The sequence below is a fragment of the Pantoea sp. RIT-PI-b genome, from assembly GCF_001187905.1.
Lineage (GTDB): Bacteria > Pseudomonadota > Gammaproteobacteria > Enterobacterales > Enterobacteriaceae > Pantoea > Pantoea nemavictus.
On the sequence record NZ_LGIS01000022.1, the window covers coordinates 1 to 18,540 of the forward strand.

The following is an 18,540-nucleotide window of genomic DNA, read 5'->3' on the forward strand; positions in this document are numbered from 1 at the left end:
CGATAAGGCAGGAACCGGACAGCGTGAGAGAACTGGATATTGAAGAGGCGCGGGCCGGGCTGGCCGGGAATTACAGGAATATCGTGTATGTGTATTAACAATATTCCTGGGGATCCCTCAGCCCTACAAGATGGGCATTCATTTGCAATAACACCTGCCTAATTCCGAATCACTTCATAAATAACCCAACTTGCTTACTTTTCGCCGATATCCCGGCGAAAAAAACGCATGAACTGGGATATACTCGCTGCGAATTTCATCTCATGACACGCCTTTGATGGCCTGGAGAAGTTTTGTTGCGCGTCAGTCGTTCTCTAACGATAAAGCAGATGGCGACGGTTTCCGCCGTGGCGATGGTGACCATCTGCATTTTTATTGTCATCCAGCTCTTTCACTTTGTGCAGCAGCGCAGGATTGACTACGCCCAACAAATGGAAAATGTGGCGCATACCGTGCGTCAGCCGCTCTCCGATGCCGTGTTGAAAGCCGATATTGCCCAGGCCGAGCGCATTCTCAATCCTTTGAACCCCGCCGGTATTTTATCGCGCGCCGATGTGGTGCTGCCGAACGCGTTCCAGGCGCTGCACGCCGATTTCGCGCCGGAAAAACCGGTGCCGCGCTGGGTGGCGCGCCTGTTTGAGCTGCCGGTGCAAATCACGCTGCCGCTCTATTCGGTTGAGCGCTCTGGCTTGCCAAAGCCGATTGCGTATCTGGTGCTGCAGGCCGATTCGTCGCGCGTCTATCAGTTCCTGCTCAGCACGTTATCCACCATGATCACCACCTATCTGCTGCTGGCGCTGATCCTTTCGATCTCCATCAGCTGGTGCATCAACCGCTTGATTGTGCATCCGCTGCGCGATATCTCGCGTGATTTGCAGGAGCTGCCGCCGCAGGCGATTCTGACGCACAAAATGACGCTGCCGCATAACCATCGCGATGATGAAATCGGCATGCTGATTCGCAGCTACAATCGCAATCAGCAGGTGCTGGAGTCGATTCACGACGAAATGAGCCGTATGACTACCCATTTCGCCGTGACGGATCTGCCTAATCGCGCGCTGTTCCTTGCGCTGCTCGAACAACACATGAGCCATCAACGTAACCGCCAGGCGTGGGGACTGATGGTGATTCGTATCGAGACGCTGCAGGAAGCCAACGGCGTTTTGAGCGATGAGCAGCGCGATACGCTGATGTTGACGCTAGTGGAGAAGATTCGCAGCACAGTGGACGATCACGTGCTGCTGGCGCAAACCGGGCCGAGCGACTTCGCCTTGCTGATGAAGCGCGCGCACAATCCGTTCCGCGCCATGCGCCTGGCGCGCAATCTGATGATTCGCATCAATCAGCCGGTGAACCTGCAACAGCTGCAGCTGCGGCCTAATGCCAGCATTGGTCTGGCGCTGCATGAAGAGAACAGCATCTCGGCCAGCGAGCAGCTGGATCGCGCTACATCGGCGATGATGTCGGCGCGCCATCAAGGCAAAAACCAGATTCTGTTCTTCGACCCGGCACTCACCGAGCGCGCGCAAAAGCGCTTAACGCAGGAACATGACATTCTGCAAGGTTTGCAGGAGGATCAGTTCTCCCTCTATCTGCAGCCGCAAATCAATATGGAAACCGGTGAATTGGCCGGTGCCGAAGCGCTGCTGCGCATGCGCATGCCGGATGGCAGCTATGGCTTATCGGAAGAGTTTATTGCCAGCGCTGAAGAGATTGGCGTGATTTCGGCGATTGGTCGCTGGGTGTTTGAAGAGGCCTGCCGCATTCTTGCCGGCTGGCAGAAGCAGGGCATTAACATCCCGCTCAGCGTTAACATCTCGGCGGTGCAGCTGCGCGATGCCAGCATGGTGAGTCATTTGCAGGGCTTACTGGAGCGCCATCGCATTGCGCCGGGCAACTTCGTGCTGGAAATTACCGAAACCGCACAGATTGGTGATGCCGAACAGGCGATTGCGCTGCTGCGCTCACTGCAACAAACCGGCGTGGCCGTCGCGCTTGATGATTTCGGCATGGGTTACTCCAATCTTAACTACCTGCATCAGTTTAAAGCGCTGCCGGTGAACAAGCTGAAAATGGATCGCAGCTTCGTCGCGGCACTGCCCGATGATGACACCATGGTACGCATCGTGGCGGCGATTGCCGACATCATTCACCTTGATGTGATCGCTGAAGGTGTGGAAACCGCCGAACAGCGTGACTGGCTGCTGGCGCGCGGAATTACTATAGGGCAGGGCTACTTATATGCTGAAGCGCTGCCGCTCAACGTCTTTAATCACCGCTGGCTCCAGACCCCGCAACTCCCTGAATAATCACCTTGGTTATTGATTTTCCTTATAAAATTACAGCGAAGCGCTAAGCTGAAGCGTTTCAGTTCATAGTTAGAGTTTTGTAACTTTTGTAAGGAATGTTAGGGGATATTAATCTTGTTAACAGGGTGTTATTTTCCTCGCCATCGGTAAGGTTTTACGCTTCTGGCGGCTTGCCGCATGCGTTACTCCACAACAATGGCGGTGCAAACCGTCTTACTGGACACCTGTTATGAAAATCTTAAAAAGCCTCTACTTGCAGGTCATAGTTGCCATTGGCATCGGCGTCCTGTTGGGCCACTTCTATCCTGAGTTAGGCGCACAAATGAAGCCGCTCGGAGATGGTTTCGTTAAGCTGATCAAGATGATCATCGCCCCCGTTATTTTCTGTACGGTGGTGACCGGTATTGCCGGCATGGAGAGCATGAAAGCCGTTGGACGTACTGGCGCGGTTGCGCTGCTGTACTTTGAAGTGGTCAGCACCATCGCGCTGATCATCGGTTTGGTGGTGGTCAACGTGGTGCAGCCGGGTGCGGGCATGAACGTTGATCCGGCCACGCTGGATGCCAAAGCGGTCGCGGTTTACGCCCAGCAGGCGGAGCAGCAGGGCATTGTCGCCTTCTTACTGGATGTGATCCCGAATAGCGTGGTCGGCGCCTTCGCCAGCGGCAACATTCTGCAGGTATTGCTGTTCGCTATTCTGTTCGGCTTTGCGCTGCATCGTCTGGGCAGCGCCGGCACGGTGATGTTTAACGTTATCGAAAGCTTCTCGAAAGTGATCTTCGGCGTTATCAACATGATCATGCGTCTCGCGCCAATCGGTGCCTTTGGTGCCATGGCCTTTACCATCGGGAAATATGGTGTGGGATCGTTGGTGCAGTTGGGCCAGCTGATCATCTGCTTCTATATCACCTGCGTGCTGTTCGTGGTGGTGGTGCTGGGGCTGATTGCCCGCTTCGCCGGCTTCAACATCTTTAAATTTGTCGCCTATATCAAAGAAGAGCTGCTGATCGTACTCGGCACGTCCTCTTCCGAGTCTGCGCTGCCGCGTATGCTGGATAAGATGGAGAAACTGGGATGTAAGAAATCGGTGGTGGGCTTGGTTATCCCTACGGGTTACTCCTTCAACCTTGATGGCACTTCGATTTATCTCACCATGGCGGCGGTGTTTATTGCGCAGGCGACCAATGCGCATATGGATGTGTTCCATCAAATCACGCTGTTAGTGGTGCTGCTGCTCTCCTCTAAAGGCGCAGCGGGTGTCACCGGCAGTGGCTTTATCGTGCTGGCGGCAACCTTGTCGGCGGTGGGACATCTGCCGGTAGCCGGTTTGGCGCTGATTCTGGGTATCGACCGCTTTATGTCGGAAGCGCGTGCGCTGACCAATTTGGTCGGTAACGGCGTGGCGACCATTGTGGTAGCCAAGTGGGTTGGCCAGCTGGATGAGAAGCAAATGAACGCGACGCTTTCTTCAGCGAAAAAGGTGAAAAACGCATCAGAAACCGCTGCGTAAAAGGCTATTTGCGTTAATTTGCCGAGAAATGCCCGCTGTCGCTTGCCCTGACAGCGGGCATTTGCATAATAAACCCCATTGATTTTTTTCCCGATTTTTTGCCTCGTTGCGCGACATCCTGACCTTCTCGTGGTCAAAGAGTCTGTTATTAAATAAACGTGGCGGCAAACTGCCGCACCGGTCACCCCAGATGTGGCCGAACATGCCGCGCTAACGAGCGTTGATCTGTTTGAGTAGGGGTTCACATGCAGGGCACCAGAATTCGGCTTTTGGTTGGCGGATTGCTACTGGCAGCATCCGGTTTTGGCGTGCAAGCCGAGACGCTCCAACCCGATCCCGCCTGGCAGGAAGGTAAACTGGACAATGGTTTTAGCTGGCAGCTGCTAACCACACCGCAACGTCCCAGCGATCGCATTGAACTGCGCCTGATTGTTAACACCGGTTCGCTGGTGGAGAGCGCACAACAAACCGGCTACAGCCATCTTTTATCGCGTTTGGCGATGGTGCATAACGCCACGCTGGACACCAATCAGCAACGCGCGCTATGGCAACAGGCCATGGATCCGCAACGTCCGCTGCCGCCTGCCATCTCTTCGTACGATTACACCCAATATAATCTCAGCTTGCCAAACAACCGTCCGGATCTGTTGAAAGAAGCACTCAACTGGCTGGCGGCAACCGCCGGTAAAATGACGATTAATGAGCAAGTGGTGTCAACCACGCTGACGGCGACCGATCCGATCGCGACCTGGCCCACGAATACCCAGGATGTGTGGTGGCGCTATCGCCTGAAAGGTTCGGCGATGCTGGCGCACGATCCCGGCGAGCAGCCGCGCGCGCCGGTGGATATCGCCCAGCTCAACAGTTTCTATCAGCAGTGGTACACGCCCGATGGCATGACGCTGTATGTGGTCGGCAATGTTGACAGCCGCAGCATGGCGGAGCAGATCAATAAAGCCTTCTCGCCGCTGAAAGGCAAGCGCGTGGCGCCTGCTGCGTTACCGACGCTCTCACCGCTGCCGCATCAGCCGGTTAATCTGGTGAATGGCGGGATGAGTCAGGATCGCCTGTCGCTGGTATGGGATACGGCGTGGCAACCCATCCGTGATTCGCAAAATTTGCAGCGCTATTGGCAGAGCGATTTGGCGCGTGAAGCGCTGTTCTGGCACGTGCAGCGCGCTCTGGCGGACAGCAAAGCGCAAAGCGTACAGGTTGGCTTTGACTGCCGTGTGCTGTATCAGCGTGCGCAGTGTTCGATCAACATGGACAGCCCGAATGCCTCGTTGCCACAGAATATGAATCAGGTGGCGAAAGAGCTGGCGGCGGTGCGTGATAAAGGATTGCCGCAGGAGGAGTTTGATGCGCTGATGGCGCAAAAGCTGCTGGAGCTCAACAAGCTGTTCGCCACTTACGCACGCACCGATACCGATATTCTGATGGGACAGCGTCTGCGCTCGCAGCAAAATGCGGTGGTGGATATTGCGCCAGAGCAGTATCAGAAACTGCGCCAGACGTTCCTCAGCGAAATGACGCGTGACCAGTTAAATCAGGAACTGCGCCAGCAACTGTCGCAGGAGCTGACCATGGTACTGATTCAGCCGCAGGGTGAAGCCGAGACCAACGTGAAGATGCTGCAGGAAAGCTGGGATAAAGTGATGAAGCTGCCTGACGCACCTGCTGCGCCTGCCGCTCCGGATGAAGTAAAACCGGACAACAGCGCCGGCGCGTCGGAACAATCTCCACCTTCCTCGTGACATCCCCTAAATAATTCAAGCTGCAGCAAGGCGGCAAGTGGGCAAATCCCCAGGAGCTTACGTTAGTAAGTGACTGGGGTGAGCCCACGCAGCCAACGCCGCTGCAGTTTGAAGTATGACGGGGATTATTTGGCTCTAAGCCACTCTGTCACCAGCATCGGCCAGCTGGCGAGCGGAAGGTCCGCCACGCCACGGATACCAAATCCGTGGCCGCCCTTCTGGTAGAAGTGAATCTCCACCGGCACCTTGTGCTCCCTTAGCGCGCTGAAAAACACCATGCTGTTATTCACCGACACCGACTCATCGTCAGAGGCGTGAATCAGCAGCGTCGGTGGCGTTTGTGCATGCACACGCGTTTCCAGGGAATATGCCTCTATCATCTTTTGATCCGGCCACGCGCCGAGCAAGCGGGTGCGCGCGCCTTCGTGGGCCAGACCTTCACGCATGCTGATCACCGGATAGAGCAGCACCATCGCATCCGGGCGCGGCGAGAAGCTGTCGGCCTGATCCTGCACCGGATAGAGTTTATCGCCGAAGCGTGTGCCGAGACTGGCGGCAACGTGTCCGCCAGCCGAAAAGCCCATCATCACGATGTATTTACCGTTCATGCCGCGCTGTGCACGTTCACGTAGCACGCGCACCGCACGCTGCGCGTCGGCCAGCGGCGCGTCTGGGCCTTCATGATGTCCATCGTACGGCAGGCGGTAGGTCATCACCGCCAGCGTGTAGCCCATTGAGGTGAAGAAGGTTGCGAGCGCGCTGCCTTCACGGTCAATTAGCACGCGCTGATAACCGCCGCCTGGCGCGACTAACAGCGTGATACCGTTCGAGGTTTCCGGATGCCAGAGGGCAATTTCCGGGCAACGCACGCCGGTGGCGGCGCGGTCATAAGGTTCGTACTCTTTGGCGAGATCGACGATCTGCGGCTGAGCGCGCGAATCGCTCGCGCCTGGCGCATCACCGTGTGGCCAGATATTGATAATTTCTGTGTGCATAAGTCAGTCCTGAGCGAGTCATGTTGTCGTTATTCTTTTCGCGGCCGGAGTCACAGCGTCCTGCTGTTATTGATTAAAACATGGTCTCTTTTGCGGCTGACGTCCAGCCGAAAACCGGCGATTTCGCCAGTTTCAGACTATGCCTGGCGGCCGGTTTTCGTGGCATAACACATTGAATTTAAATCACTCTGATAAGCGTATTTGAAGCGGTGCAGCGGGTAATGTTACAGAAATGGATGAGCTAAGTGATTAGTGGAAATTAGCAGGGAAAAATACTGCGTTAAGGCAAACTTTGGGGGCGAGGTTGTTAGCGGTATTTATGAATTTGGTCGTCATAAATGACGACCTTACAATCTGCGTAGGGTGCGCATTCATGCGCACCTCGATTAACGTGGCATCGCGCTCAGCGGAATAATAGCGCCGCGATGCTGGATCACCGTGCTGGCGGTGAGATGACCGCGCGCCGCGGCATCTTCGGCGCTGCCACCGGCTAAACGCACCGCCAGATAACCGGCGCTAAAGGAGTCGCCTGCGGCGGTGGTATCGACCACTTTCTCTTTCGCCAGCTTGATCGCGGCAACTTCCCGCAGCGGTTCGTCGCCGACGGCCACCAGACAGGAGTCGGCACCGCGCTTAATCGCAATCTCCTGTACGCCGGCGGCGCGCGTTCGGGCAATCACCGTTTCCAGCGGCTGCTCGCCCCATAGCAGATCTTCATCGTCGAGCGTGAGGAAGGCCATATCGGTGTGGCGCAGCATCTCGGCATACGCCTGCTGCGCGCTGGCTTTGTCGGCCCACAAACGCGGACGGTAGTTATTGTCGAAAATCACCTTGCCGCCGTTCTGACGACAGGCGCTGAGCAGCGCCATAAGTTTGTTGCGACTGGCTTCCGGCAGAATCGCCAGGCTAATGCCGCTCAGATAGAGATAATCGTAGTGTGCCAGCTGCTGGCAGATGTCATCCGCCTGCGCGCTATCCAGCCAGAAGCGGGCGGCCGCGTCGTTGCGCCAGTACCAGAAGGTACGCTCGCCATGTTCATCGGTTTCGATGAAGTACAAACCGGGCATTTTATTGTCGAGGCGCTGAATCAGTTGGGTTTGCACCTGCTCTTGCTGCCAGGCAGCGATCATCTGATCGCTAAAGCTGTCGGTACCCAGTGCGGTGACATAATCCACGCGCAGCTGCTGGTTATCTGACAGACGGGCCAGATATACCGCTGTGTTCAGCGTATCGCCGCCAAAACCGCGTTTGATGTTCTCACCTTTTTCGGACAGTTCAATCATGCATTCGCCAATAATGGCGATTTTTTTCTGCTTCATGGTCTTCGGCCTATAGTGAATTCTGCCTTAGTCTCGCGTCTGGTATGGCAGTCGTCAATGGTTTTTAAAACGATGTTTTAATTTAACTTAAGGCAGTGAAGTGCCGGTACTACGGCGATTTAACGGCCAAAGCGCGTTTTATTTTGCCGATTAAGCGCGAAGCACGCTGTTACACTCATCTATTCATGGGACTAATGAGATCGATAAAGTTATCCCTGCGATCGCCGATACTTGCCGCTGAGATGCTATTTGCAGGCACTCGACACCAACCAGGAAAAAACCATGGTGATGAAGAATTTGAGTCATCGGCTGCCTGTTTCAAATGAACTGGAGCAACAACAGGAAACGCGTCTCTTCTGGCAGCAGTGCCAACGATTCTATACTTTCCAGCCGATTTATCAGGTCTCAGGCCGCTTGCTGGCCATTGAATTATTGACGGCGGTAACGCATCCCTCCGCGCCAGAAAAAAGGCTGTCGCCCGAAGACTATTTTGAAGCCCTGACTATCGCGCAGCGGCTCGGTGTCGTCCAGGAGCAGCTGGAGCTGCTGATAACATGGTCACCCTTTTTCCATCAGCGTCAGCTGGTGGCTTCGGTGAATATCGATGGTCCAACGCTGATGGAAATTGAGCAGCATGAGTCGATTCGCGCGCTGATCGCGCAGTTGCCGTGGGTGCGCTTTGAACTCACCGAACATCATGCTCTGCCGCAGGAAGAGATGGTGGCGAAGATGCCGGAACTCGGCCCGCTGTGGCTGGATGATTTTGGCTCTGGCATGGCGAACTTCTCCGCGTTGACCGAACTGCGTTATGACTACATCAAACTGTCGCGCGAGCTGTTTATGCTGCTGCGCGCCAGCGATGAAGGCCGCTCCATGTTCTCTATGCTATTGGCGCTAATTAATCGCTACTGCAACGGCGTTATCGTGGAGGGCGTGGAAACTGAAGAAGAGTGGCAACAGGTGCGCAGCTCGCCGGCAATGGCGGCGCAGGGCTATTTCTTCTCGCGTCCGGTGCCGTTTAGCGAGCTGGAACGTATGGCACTTGAGCTTCCCTGATCCCGTTCTGCAGCGTCTCGACTATCCTTAGTCGAGACGTGGAAGGGCAAGGAGGAAGCAATATGTCACGTACCCGAAAGATCCTGAGCTGGGTGGTCGGGATTTTTTTATTATTGGTTGTAGTGATTGTGGTGATCATCGCCACCTTTGACTGGAACCGCCTAAAACCAACGATAAATCAGAAAGTTTCTGCTGAACTCAATCGTCCTTTCGCTATTCGCGGCGATCTTGGCGTGGCCTGGGTGCGCAATCGCGAGGAGCCCGGCTGGCGCAGTTGGGTGCCGTGGCCGCAGGTACATGCCGATGATGTGATGCTGGGCAATCCGCCGACGGTTCCTGAAGTCACCATGGTGCATTTACAGCGGGTAGAAGCGACGATCGCGCCGCTGGCATTGCTGCATAAGCAGATCTACCTGCCGTGGATAAAGATGCAGCAGCCCGACGCGCGGCTGGTGCAAACCGCGGACAAAAAGAACAACTGGACCTTCGATTTAGCCAGCAGCGATAACAGCAAGGCGAATGCCGCGCCGTCTGCCTGGTCCTTCCGCCTCGACAACATTCTGTTCGATAAAGGGCAGGTACGTTATCGCGATGCCATCAATAAAGCCGATGTCACGGTCACCATCAACCCACTGGGCAAACCGGTGCCGTACGCACAGGTGGCGGGCGGTAACGACCAGCAAAAAGGCGCGGGTGATTTTGTCTTTGGCTGGCAGGCGAACGGCACCTACAACAATGAGAAGCTGGAGGGTGACGGCAAAATTGGCGGCATGTTATCGCTGCGCAGTAAAACCACGCCGTTCCCGCTGCAGGCGGATGTGCGTAATGGTAGCACGCGCGTGCGCATTGACGGCACCTTGCAAGATCCGCTCAATCTCGGTGGGCTGGATGTGCGCCTGCGCTTCTCCGGTGACACGCTGGCGAACCTGTATGGCCTGACGGGCGTACTGCTGCCCGATACGCCGCCGTATGAAACCGACGGTCATTTGATTGCGCGTTTCAACGAGGAGAAAGGGCCGCTGTTCCGCTACGAGAAGTTTAACGGCCATATCGGCGACAGCGATATTCACGGTTCGCTCAGCTATCGTCAGGGCAAACCGCGTCCAACCTTAACCGGTGAACTCACTTCGAACCAGCTGCGCATGGCGGATTTGGGGCCGCTGATTGGCGTCGATTCAGGTAAAGGCAGCGAGAAGACGCAGCAGGCGAAAGCGCAGCGCGGTGAAGCTGCAGCGCAGCCCGCCGACCGCGTGTTGCCGCATGACAAGTTCGATACCAAAAGCTGGGACGTGATGGATGCGGACGTGAAGTTCAGCGGCAAGCGCATCGAACACAGCAGCAAGCTGCCGTTGAGCGATCTTTACACGCATGTACAGCTAAAGAATGGCGACCTGCTGCTCGATCCGCTGCGCTTCGGTATGGCGGGCGGCAGCATTAACTCCACCATTCATCTGGAAGGCGATCGCAGCCCGATGCGCGGACGCGCCGATCTGCATGCGCGTAAACTGCGTCTGCGTCAGCTGTTCCCGGATGTCACCGCGATGCAAAACAGTTTGGGTCAGCTGAATGGCGACGCCACGCTGAGCGGCACCGGCAACTCGGTGGCGGATCTGTTGGGCACCAGCAATGGCGAAATGAAACTGCTAATGAATGATGGCTTGATTAGCCGCAGCCTGATGGAGATTGCGGGCCTGAACGTCGGGAATTATGTGGTGGGGAAACTGTTTGGCGATGATGAGGTGAAGATTAACTGCGCGGCGACCGATCTGAATATTCGTCAGGGCCTGGCAACGCCGAAGCTGTTCCTGCTGGATACCGAGAATGCGGTGATCAACGTGACCGGCAACGTCAACTTCGCCAACGAACGTATGGACTTGTCGATCAATCCGGAGAGTAAAGGGATTCGCATCATCACGCTGCGTTCGCCGTTATATGTGCGCGGCACCTTCAAAAATCCGGATGCCGGGGTGAAAGCCGGACCACTGATTGCACGCGGTGCCGCAGCGATTGCGCTGGGTGCCGTAGTCGCACCAGCCGCAGCATTGGTTGCGCTGATTTCGCCAAGCGATACGGACGACAACCAGTGCAGTAAGGTGCTGCAGCAGATGAAGAATCAGAAGTGATCAGTTACGCCACAGCACTTTGATGATGTGGTAACCAAAGGCGGTTTTCACTGGTCCGTAAGGTTGCAGCAGCGGACAGGTGAAGACCGCCTTATCAAATGCCGGCACCATTTGCCCTTTGCGAAATTCACCTAAGTCGCCGCCGTTGCGGCCAGAGGGGCAGGTAGAGTGCTTTTTCGCCAGTTGCTGAAAGTTTGCGCCTTTCTCCAGCTGGGCCAGCAAGGATTTTGCCTGCGCTTCCTCTTTCACCAGGATATGTAAAGCCGCCGCGGTTTTCGCCATCATTTTGTCTCGTTGTGTATAATCGTCGCGCGAGCATTATACCCACCTTTCTTTCGAATCAACTGAGCGAATTCCGTTATGCGTCTAAACCCCGGCCAACAACGCGCTGTCGAATTTGTCACCGGTCCTTGTCTGGTGCTGGCCGGTGCGGGTTCAGGTAAAACCCGTGTGATCACCAATAAAATCGCCCATCTGATCCGCGAGTGTGGCTATCAGGCGCGCCATATCGCCGCCGTGACCTTTACCAATAAAGCGTCGCGCGAGATGAAAGAGCGTGTGGCGCAAACGCTGGGGCGCAAAGAGGCGCGCGGCCTGATGATTTCAACGTTCCACACGCTGGGACTTGAGATCATCAAGCGCGAGTACAAAGCGCTGGGAATGAAATCCAGTTTCTCGCTATTCGACGATCAGGATCAGCTGGCGCTGCTGAAAGACCTGACCAAACAGTGGCTGGAAGAAGACAAGACGCTGTTACAGCAGCTGATTTCAACTATCTCCAATTGGAAGAACGATCTGGTCGATCCCCAGGGCGCAGCGGGTTTGGCCAAATCGCAGCGCGACCAGATTTTTGCCCACTGTTATCAGCTGTATGACCAACATCTGAAATCCTGCAACGTGCTGGATTTCGACGATTTAATCGCGCTGCCGACGCTGCTGCTGCAGCGTAATCAGGAAGTGCGTGAACGCTGGCAGCAGCGTATTCGCTATCTGCTGGTGGACGAATATCAGGATACCAACACCAGCCAGTATGAATTGGTGAAGCTGCTGGTCGGCGCGCGGGCGCGTTTTACCGTCGTGGGCGATGACGATCAGTCGATCTACTCGTGGCGTGGTGCGCGACCGCAAAACCTGGTGCTGCTGCAAGAGGATTTCCCGGCGCTGGAAGTGGTGAAGCTGGAGCAGAATTACCGCTCGACGCAGCGCATCCTAAAATCGGCCAACATCCTTATCGCTAACAACCCGCACGTGTTTGAGAAGCGCCTGTTCTCTGAACTGGGGCAGGGCAGCGAGTTGAAGGTGCTCAGTGCCAATAATGAGGATCATGAAGCGGAGCGCGTGGCCGGCGAACTGATTGCGCATCACTTCATCAACAAAACCGCCTACAAAGATTACGCCATTCTCTATCGCGGCAACCATCAGTCGCGCGTGTTTGAGAAGCAGTTGATGCAGAACCGTATTCCTTATCGCATCTCCGGTGGCACCTCGTTTTTCTCGCGTCCGGAAATCAAGGATTTACTGGCTTATCTGCGCGTGCTGACCAATCAGGAAGATGACAGTGCGTTTCTGCGCATCGTGAATACGCCGCGTCGGGAGATTGGTCCGGCAACGCTACAAAAGCTGGGCGAATGGGCCAATCTGCGCAATAAAAGCTTGTATCACGCCAGCTTTGATATGGGCCTGGAGCAAACGCTGAGCGGGCGCGGATTGGAACATCTGCAGCGCTTCACGCACTGGCTGAATGAGATTATCCAGCTGACGGAACGCGAGCCGGTTAATGCGGTGCGCGACCTGATTCGCGGCATTGATTACGAGAGCTGGCTGTTTGAAACCTCTCCCAGCCCGAAAGCGGCTGAGATGCGCATGAAGAACGTCAACCTGCTATTTCAGTGGATGACCGAGATGCTGGAAGGGGACGAACTGAACGAACCGATGACGCTGGCGCAGGTGGTGACGCGCTTTACGCTGCGCGACATGATGGAGCGCGGTGAGAGCGACGAGGAGCTCGATCAGGTGCAGCTGATGACGTTGCACGCGTCAAAAGGGCTGGAGTTTCCGTATGTCTATCTGGTCGGCATGGAAGAGGGGTTATTGCCGCATCAGAGCAGCATCGATGAGAACAATATCGAAGAGGAGCGTCGTCTGGCGTATGTGGGCATTACGCGCGCGCAGAAAGAGCTAACCTTTACGCTGTGCCGCGAACGCCGCCAGTACGGTGAACTGATGCGCCCGGAGCCGAGCCGCTTCCTGCTGGAACTCCCGCAGGACGATGTGGTGTGGGAGCGCGAGAAAAAAGTGGTGAGCGCAGAAGAGCGTGCGAAGACCGGACAGACGCGCGTTGCCGGGTTAAGGGCGATGCTTGAGAACGCGAAGAAGGGATAAGATTGGTGCGCTTTGCCCCTCATCCCAACCTTCTCCCGCAGGCGGGAGAAGGAGCAGTCCGCTGCGATGATTAGGCTGATAACTAGATTTTAAAACGGGCTTGATCGGTTCCCTCTCCTGTGGGAGAGGGCTAGGGTGAGGGCATCCATCAGCAATCAGGAAATCGTCAGTAACCAGTGCACATATGACTGATAATGGCTCTCCTGCTCCAGCAGCTCGGAACGCAGCGGATGCGCTTCGCGCCACCCTACTGGCAGTGTCAGATGCAACGCATCATCGTCCGCCTGCAAACGCACGGCCGGTAAAGTGTCATCACGGCGACGACTCGAGAAAATAATCGCTAAACGCAGCAGACGGCTTAATCGCTCCGCCATACGTGGTGGAACGGCATTTTGCTGCGTCAGTAACGCGAGATCGATGCTGCCGCTTTGATTCTGCAACAGGCAAGCCAGCATTTTTTTCTGCGCGGGAGTGAAACCAGGAAGATCAAGATGACGAATCAGATAGGCGGCGTGCTGCGGTGCCTGACGGAAATCGACGCTCAGGCCAATTTCGTGGATTGAGCAGGCGCTCAGCAACAGGTCGCGACATCGGTTATCCAGCTTCCAGCTGCTGCTCACCTGACGGAAGAAACTCTCTGCTAGCTGACGTACGCGACCAGCCTGCTCAATATCAATGGCAAAACGACGTTGCACATTTTGCAGCGTGCGGCTGCGGATATCGCGATCAACCGGCAGATGCAGCATGCCATACACTAAACCTTCGCGCAGTGCGCCGCCAGCCAGCGTCATACCTTCAATGCTGAGTTCCTGGAAGATGGCGATGAGGATTGATAATCCGCTGGGAAAGACTAATGCGCGCTCTAGCGTCAATCCTTCAATTTCCAGCTCTTCCAGCTTGCCACATTGAATCGCGCGCTGTTTCAACTGCTGCAGCTTGCTCAGGGTGATGCGCTCATCCATGCCCTGCGCCATCATAATTTCCTGCAGCGCCTGCACGGTACCGGATGCACCCACACAGATTTGCCAGCCTTTCTCGCGTAGCGCAGCGGCTACTGGGCGGATCATCTCACGCGCCGCCGTTTCAGCCTGCTCGAAATTCTCTTTCGCCAGATGACGATCGCTGAAATAGCGTTCGAGCCAGGTTACGCAGCCCATCGATAAGCTAAAGAGCGTGGTGGCGTGCGAACCTTCGCCGGTCACCAGTTCTGTGCTTCCGCCGCCGATATCAACCACTAAACGCTGATCGGAACCGCCAGTGGTATGCGCAACACCTTGATAAATCAGGCGCGCTTCCTCTTCGCCACTGATGACATTCACCGGGCAGCCAAGAATTTGTTCAGCGGTAACGAGAAAATCCTGCGCATTTTCTGCAATGCGCAGCGTGGCGGTTGCCACCACGCGGATCTGTTCCGGGGGAATATCCTGCAGCTGTTCGGAGAACAACTTCAGACACTGCCAGCCGCGTTGCATCGCCTCTGCAGAGAGATGATTGGCTTTGTCGAGACCGGCTGCCAGACGCACTTTGCGTTTTATCCGCGCGACGGTCTGAATACTGCCAGACACCTCGCGCACCACCAACATATGAAAGCTGTTAGAACCTAAATCAATCGCTGCATAAAGTGACGATGCGCTTAGCATGGTGTGCTTAACCTGAACGCTTACGGTTGCTATTGCGCGGCGCGCCGCTGCGACGGTTACTGTTGTTACCGCCACGGCGTGGACCGTTTCCTGTGCGGCTGCGTTGCAGGCGCTTCGGTGGTGGCAGTTCGTTTAGCAATGCATCGCTGTTGTACTTGCTGACCGGAATACCGTGACCAATGTACTCTTCAATCGCCGGCAGGTTCAGCGCGTACTCTTCACACGCCAGGCTGATGGAGTGACCGCTGGCTCCCGCGCGGCCCGTACGGCCAATGCGGTGTACGTAGTCTTCGCGATCGTCTGGCAGATCGTAGTTGAACACATGCGTTACCGCAGGAATGTGCAGACCACGTGCGGCGACGTCGGTAGCGACCAGGATATCGACATCACCTTTGGTGAAATCGTCGAGGATGCGCAAACGTTTTTTCTGTGCAACATCACCGGTCAGCAGACCGACGCGATGACCATCGGCAGCCAAATGGCCCCAAATGTCTTCACAGCGATGTTTGGTGTTGGCGAAAATAATGGCGCGATCGGGCCACTCTTCTTCAACCAGCGTTTGCAGCAAGCGCATTTTCTCTTCGTTAGAAGGGTAGAAAAGCTCTTCTTTAATGCGATGGCCGGTTTTCTGCTCGGGTTCCACTTCCACGTATTCGGCGTTGTTCATGTGCTCAAACGCCAATTCACGCACGCGGTAAGACAAGGTGGCAGAGAACAGCATACTTAGGCGTTGGGTGGCCGGCGGCATGCGGCGGAACAGCCAACGAATGTCTTTAATAAAGCCGAGATCGAACATGCGATCGGCTTCATCCAGCACAACAACCTGAATGGCGCCAAGGTTGACATGGTTCTGCTTGGCATAGTCGATCAGACGTCCGGTGGTGCCCACCAGGATGTCGACGCCATCTGCCAGCACTTTCAGTTGTTTATCGTAGCCGTCGCCACCATAAGCCAGGCCCAGCTTTAAGCCAGTTACCTTCGCTAACGGTTCAGCATCGGCATGAATTTGTACGGCGAGCTCACGCGTTGGGGCCATGATCAGCGCACGTGGCTGATTGATCTGGCGACCTTCTGCGGCAGGATGAGAAAGAAGATAATGAAACGTTGACGTCAGGAACGCCATCGTTTTGCCGGTACCGGTTTGCGCCTGACCCGCGACATCACGCCCTGAAAGCGTAAAAGGCAACGCGAGCGCCTGGATAGGCGTGCAGTTAGAAAAGCCTTTGGTATCAAGGGCTTCTACCACCTGAGGGTGCAGGGCGAAGTCGGAAAACTTCTGTTCAGTTAAGTGTGTTTTGCTCATAGTGTGGTAGAATATCAGCTTACTAGCGCTTTACGAAAGCGTATCCGATGAAATAAAGTCAACCTACGTTGGTATAATTTACGCCAATTCGCCAGGCACAATCTTTTGGAGTTAAACATGAGCAGCGATAAGATCGTTCACTTGACCGATGACAGTTTCGACACAAACGTACTGAAAGCAGACGGTGTCACTCTGGTAGATTTCTGGGCTGAATGGTGTGGTCCTTGCAAAATGATCGCCCCAATCCTCGACGAAGTCGCCGAAGAGTACGAAGGTAAGCTTACCATCGCTAAGTTGAACATTGATGACAACCCGGGTACTGCGCCTAAATATGGCATCCGCGGTATCCCAACTCTGCTGCTGTTCAAGAACGGCGAAGTGGCGGCAACCAAGGTTGGCGCACTGTCTAAAGGCCAGTTAAAAGAGTTCCTGAACGCCAACCTGGCCTAAGCCCGGCGCGGTGTTTGTTCCGCAGTGGTGAATTTTTTCGCCACTGCTGGACGTCTCACTTTAAGCGTGTTAAGTTGAGTTCACTGCATTACGCTCTTACCTTGTAGTTTGCATCTAAGTTTTCCCTTGTCAGACCCTACTCGCAATGAACGTTATCGTGGTTTGGCAATCTGATGACTAGCACATTCGGCATCATCTTTCGACTGTCTCCTCGTTTCCTATCGCCACATCTGACGATAATCGTCGAGCTGAGTTGAAAAAGAGCCATTAACAGGCATGGAATTTTTGCCATACCACTCACGACAATCATTTCGAGAATTACCCCGAGTTTAAGAACCCATCACTATGAATCTTACCGAATTAAAGAATACGCCGGTTTCTGAGCTGATTACCCTCGGCGAAAATATGGGGCTGGAAAACCAGGCGCGTATGCGCAAGCAGGATATTATTTTCTCTATCCTGAAACAGCACGCAAAAAGCGGCGAAGACATCTTTGGTGATGGTGTGCTGGAGATACTGCAGGACGGATTTGGTTTCCTCCGTTCTGGAGACAGCTCCTACCTCGCCGGTCCCGATGATATCTACGTCTCTCCTAGCCAAATCCGCCGCTTCAACCTCCGCACTGGTGACACCATTTCTGGCAAGATTCGTCCGCCAAAAGAGGGTGAACGCTACTTTGCGCTGTTGAAAGTTAACGAAGTTAACTACGACAAGCCGGAGAACGCGCGCAACAAGATTCTGTTCGAAAACCTCACGCCGTTGCATGCCAGCAAACGCATGCGTATGGAGCGCGGTAATGGCTCGACTGAAGACCTGACAGCACGCGTGCTGGATCTGGCTTCGCCGATTGGTCGTGGTCAACGTGGTCTGATCGTGGCGCCGCCGAAAGCGGGTAAAACCATGCTGCTGCAGAACATTGCGCAGAGCATTGCCTACAACTATCCAGATTGCCTGCTGATGGTACTGCTGATTGACGAACGTCCGGAAGAAGTGACCGAGATGCAGCGTCTGGTTAAAGGTGAAGTCATCGCTTCTACCTTTGATGAGCCAGCTTCACGTCACGTGCAGGTTGCTGAGATGGTGATTGAGAAGGCCAAGCGTCTGGTTGAGCACAAAAAAGATGTCATCATCCTGCTCGACTCCATCACCCGTTTAGCGCGTGCCTATAACACTGTGGTACCTGCATCAGGCAAAGTCCTGACCGGTGGTGTGGATGCCAACGCCCTGCATCGTCCAAAGCGTTTCTTCGGCGCGGCACGTAACGTGGAAGAGGGCGGTAGCCTAACCATTATCGCCACCGCACTGGTTGATACCGGTTCGAAGATGGACGAAGTGATTTACGAAGAGTTTAAAGGTACAGGTAACATGGAATTGCACCTCTCGCGTAAAATCGCTGAGAAGCGTGTGTTCCCAGCGATTGATTACAATCGTTCCGGTACCCGTAAAGAAGAGCTGCTCACCACTCAGGAAGAGCTGCAGAAGATGTGGATCCTGCGCAAAATCATCCATCCTATGGGTGAAATCGACGCAATGGAGTTTCTCATCAACAAACTGGCTATGACCAAAACCAACGACGAATTCTTCGATATGATGAAGCGTTCATAAGTTGCATGTGTAGAGCCGCTAAGCCAAGCGGCTCTTCGCACAATTTGCCAGGAATTATTGCTAACGCCACGTCTTAACGTGGCGTTTTTTATTT

13 protein-coding genes are annotated in these 18,540 nt (G+C 54.9%); 8 read left to right on the plus strand and 5 right to left on the minus strand.

Features of this window, described 5'->3' with window-relative positions:
* The first annotated feature begins 296 nt into the window (after positions 1–296).
* The 3 genes from hmsP (at position 297) to AC790_RS14965 (ending at position 5,573) form a co-directional block, all read left to right on the plus strand.
* Entirely contained in the window at positions 297–2,309 is a 2,013-nt protein-coding gene (hmsP, locus tag AC790_RS14955; protein WP_200902271.1) for a biofilm formation regulator HmsP, read from the plus strand.
* Between the two features lie 229 nt (positions 2,310–2,538).
* Positions 2,539–3,819, plus strand: a complete 1,281-nt coding sequence (locus tag AC790_RS14960) for a dicarboxylate/amino acid:cation symporter (protein WP_009127778.1) — start codon at positions 2,539–2,541, stop codon at positions 3,817–3,819.
* Positions 3,820–4,064: 245 nt separating this feature from the next.
* Positions 4,065–5,573 carry a pitrilysin family protein gene (locus AC790_RS14965; RefSeq protein WP_049852297.1) on the plus strand — a complete coding sequence of 503 codons (1,509 nt, stop codon included), beginning with the start codon at positions 4,065–4,067 and terminating at the stop codon, positions 5,571–5,573.
* Positions 5,574–5,698: 125 nt separating this feature from the next.
* Here the strand turns inward: AC790_RS14965 and AC790_RS14970 are convergent, their stop codons facing one another.
* Positions 5,699–6,568 (minus strand): alpha/beta hydrolase, encoded by an 870-nt coding sequence (locus AC790_RS14970; protein ID WP_049852298.1) that lies wholly within the window; start codon positions 6,566–6,568, stop codon positions 5,699–5,701.
* A gap of 386 nt (positions 6,569–6,954) precedes the next feature.
* Positions 6,955–7,887, minus strand: a complete 933-nt coding sequence (locus tag AC790_RS14975) for a sugar kinase (protein ID WP_049852299.1) — start codon at positions 7,885–7,887, stop codon at positions 6,955–6,957.
* Positions 7,888–8,169: 282 nt separating this feature from the next.
* Between AC790_RS14975 and pdeH the strand changes: the two genes are divergently transcribed.
* On the plus strand, positions 8,170–8,943 hold the full coding sequence (gene pdeH / locus AC790_RS14980) for a cyclic-guanylate-specific phosphodiesterase (protein WP_049852300.1): 774 nt from the start codon (positions 8,170–8,172) through the stop codon (positions 8,941–8,943).
* Between the two features lie 62 nt (positions 8,944–9,005).
* Positions 9,006–11,066 carry an AsmA family protein gene (locus tag AC790_RS14985; RefSeq protein ID WP_009127787.1) on the plus strand — a complete coding sequence of 687 codons (2,061 nt, stop codon included), beginning with the start codon at positions 9,006–9,008 and terminating at the stop codon, positions 11,064–11,066.
* Here AC790_RS14985 and ppiC read toward each other — a convergent pair whose 3' ends face one another.
* Entirely contained in the window at positions 11,067–11,348 is a 282-nt protein-coding gene (gene ppiC / locus AC790_RS14990; protein ID WP_036621218.1) for a peptidylprolyl isomerase PpiC, read from the minus strand.
* 78 nt (positions 11,349–11,426) lie between these two features.
* On the opposite strand from ppiC, the gene rep reads away from it, so the two are divergent.
* The gene (gene rep, locus AC790_RS14995) at positions 11,427–13,448 is read left to right on the plus strand and encodes a DNA helicase Rep (protein ID WP_049852301.1); all 2,022 of its coding nucleotides are present in this window, start codon (positions 11,427–11,429) and stop codon (positions 13,446–13,448) included.
* Between the two features lie 155 nt (positions 13,449–13,603).
* Here rep and ppx read toward each other — a convergent pair whose 3' ends face one another.
* Both ppx and rhlB read right to left on the minus strand, forming a co-directional pair.
* Complete coding sequence (gene ppx, locus AC790_RS15000; protein ID WP_049852302.1) at positions 13,604–15,088, minus strand: exopolyphosphatase; 1,485 nt, start codon at positions 15,086–15,088, stop codon at positions 13,604–13,606.
* Between the two features lie 7 nt (positions 15,089–15,095).
* Positions 15,096–16,391, minus strand: coding sequence for an ATP-dependent RNA helicase RhlB (gene rhlB / locus AC790_RS15005; protein WP_009127796.1), 1,296 nt, complete (start codon positions 16,389–16,391; stop codon positions 15,096–15,098).
* A 117-nt stretch (positions 16,392–16,508) separates the two neighbouring features.
* On the opposite strand from rhlB, the gene trxA reads away from it, so the two are divergent.
* Both trxA and rho read left to right on the plus strand, forming a co-directional pair.
* Positions 16,509–16,841, plus strand: a complete 333-nt coding sequence (gene trxA / locus AC790_RS15010; RefSeq protein ID WP_049852303.1) for a thioredoxin TrxA — start codon at positions 16,509–16,511, stop codon at positions 16,839–16,841.
* 345 nt (positions 16,842–17,186) lie between these two features.
* On the plus strand, positions 17,187–18,446 hold the full coding sequence (gene rho, locus AC790_RS15015) for a transcription termination factor Rho (protein WP_008105744.1): 1,260 nt from the start codon (positions 17,187–17,189) through the stop codon (positions 18,444–18,446).
* Positions 18,447–18,540 lie beyond the last annotated feature (94 nt).

Excerpts from the sequence above, each read along its gene's own strand:
- ppiC (WP_036621218.1), bottom strand. The coding sequence starts at position 11,348 with ATGGCGAAAACCGCGGCGGCTTTACATATCCTGGTGAAAGAGGAAGCG.
- AC790_RS14985 (WP_009127787.1), top strand. The coding sequence starts at position 9,006 with ATGTCACGTACCCGAAAGATCCTGAGCTGGGTGGTCGGGATTTTTTTA.
- trxA (WP_049852303.1), top strand. The coding sequence starts at position 16,509 with ATGAGCAGCGATAAGATCGTTCACTTGACCGATGACAGTTTCGACACA.
- rho (WP_008105744.1), top strand. The coding sequence starts at position 17,187 with ATGAATCTTACCGAATTAAAGAATACGCCGGTTTCTGAGCTGATTACC.
- AC790_RS14965 (WP_049852297.1), top strand. The coding sequence starts at position 4,065 with ATGCAGGGCACCAGAATTCGGCTTTTGGTTGGCGGATTGCTACTGGCA.
- AC790_RS14960 (WP_009127778.1), top strand. The coding sequence starts at position 2,539 with ATGAAAATCTTAAAAAGCCTCTACTTGCAGGTCATAGTTGCCATTGGC.
- ppx (WP_049852302.1), bottom strand. The coding sequence starts at position 15,088 with ATGCTAAGCGCATCGTCACTTTATGCAGCGATTGATTTAGGTTCTAAC.
- AC790_RS14975 (WP_049852299.1), bottom strand. The coding sequence starts at position 7,887 with ATGAAGCAGAAAAAAATCGCCATTATTGGCGAATGCATGATTGAACTG.
- AC790_RS14970 (WP_049852298.1), bottom strand. The coding sequence starts at position 6,568 with ATGCACACAGAAATTATCAATATCTGGCCACACGGTGATGCGCCAGGC.
- rhlB (WP_009127796.1), bottom strand. The coding sequence starts at position 16,391 with ATGAGCAAAACACACTTAACTGAACAGAAGTTTTCCGACTTCGCCCTG.
- pdeH (WP_049852300.1), top strand. The coding sequence starts at position 8,170 with ATGGTGATGAAGAATTTGAGTCATCGGCTGCCTGTTTCAAATGAACTG.
- rep (WP_049852301.1), top strand. The coding sequence starts at position 11,427 with ATGCGTCTAAACCCCGGCCAACAACGCGCTGTCGAATTTGTCACCGGT.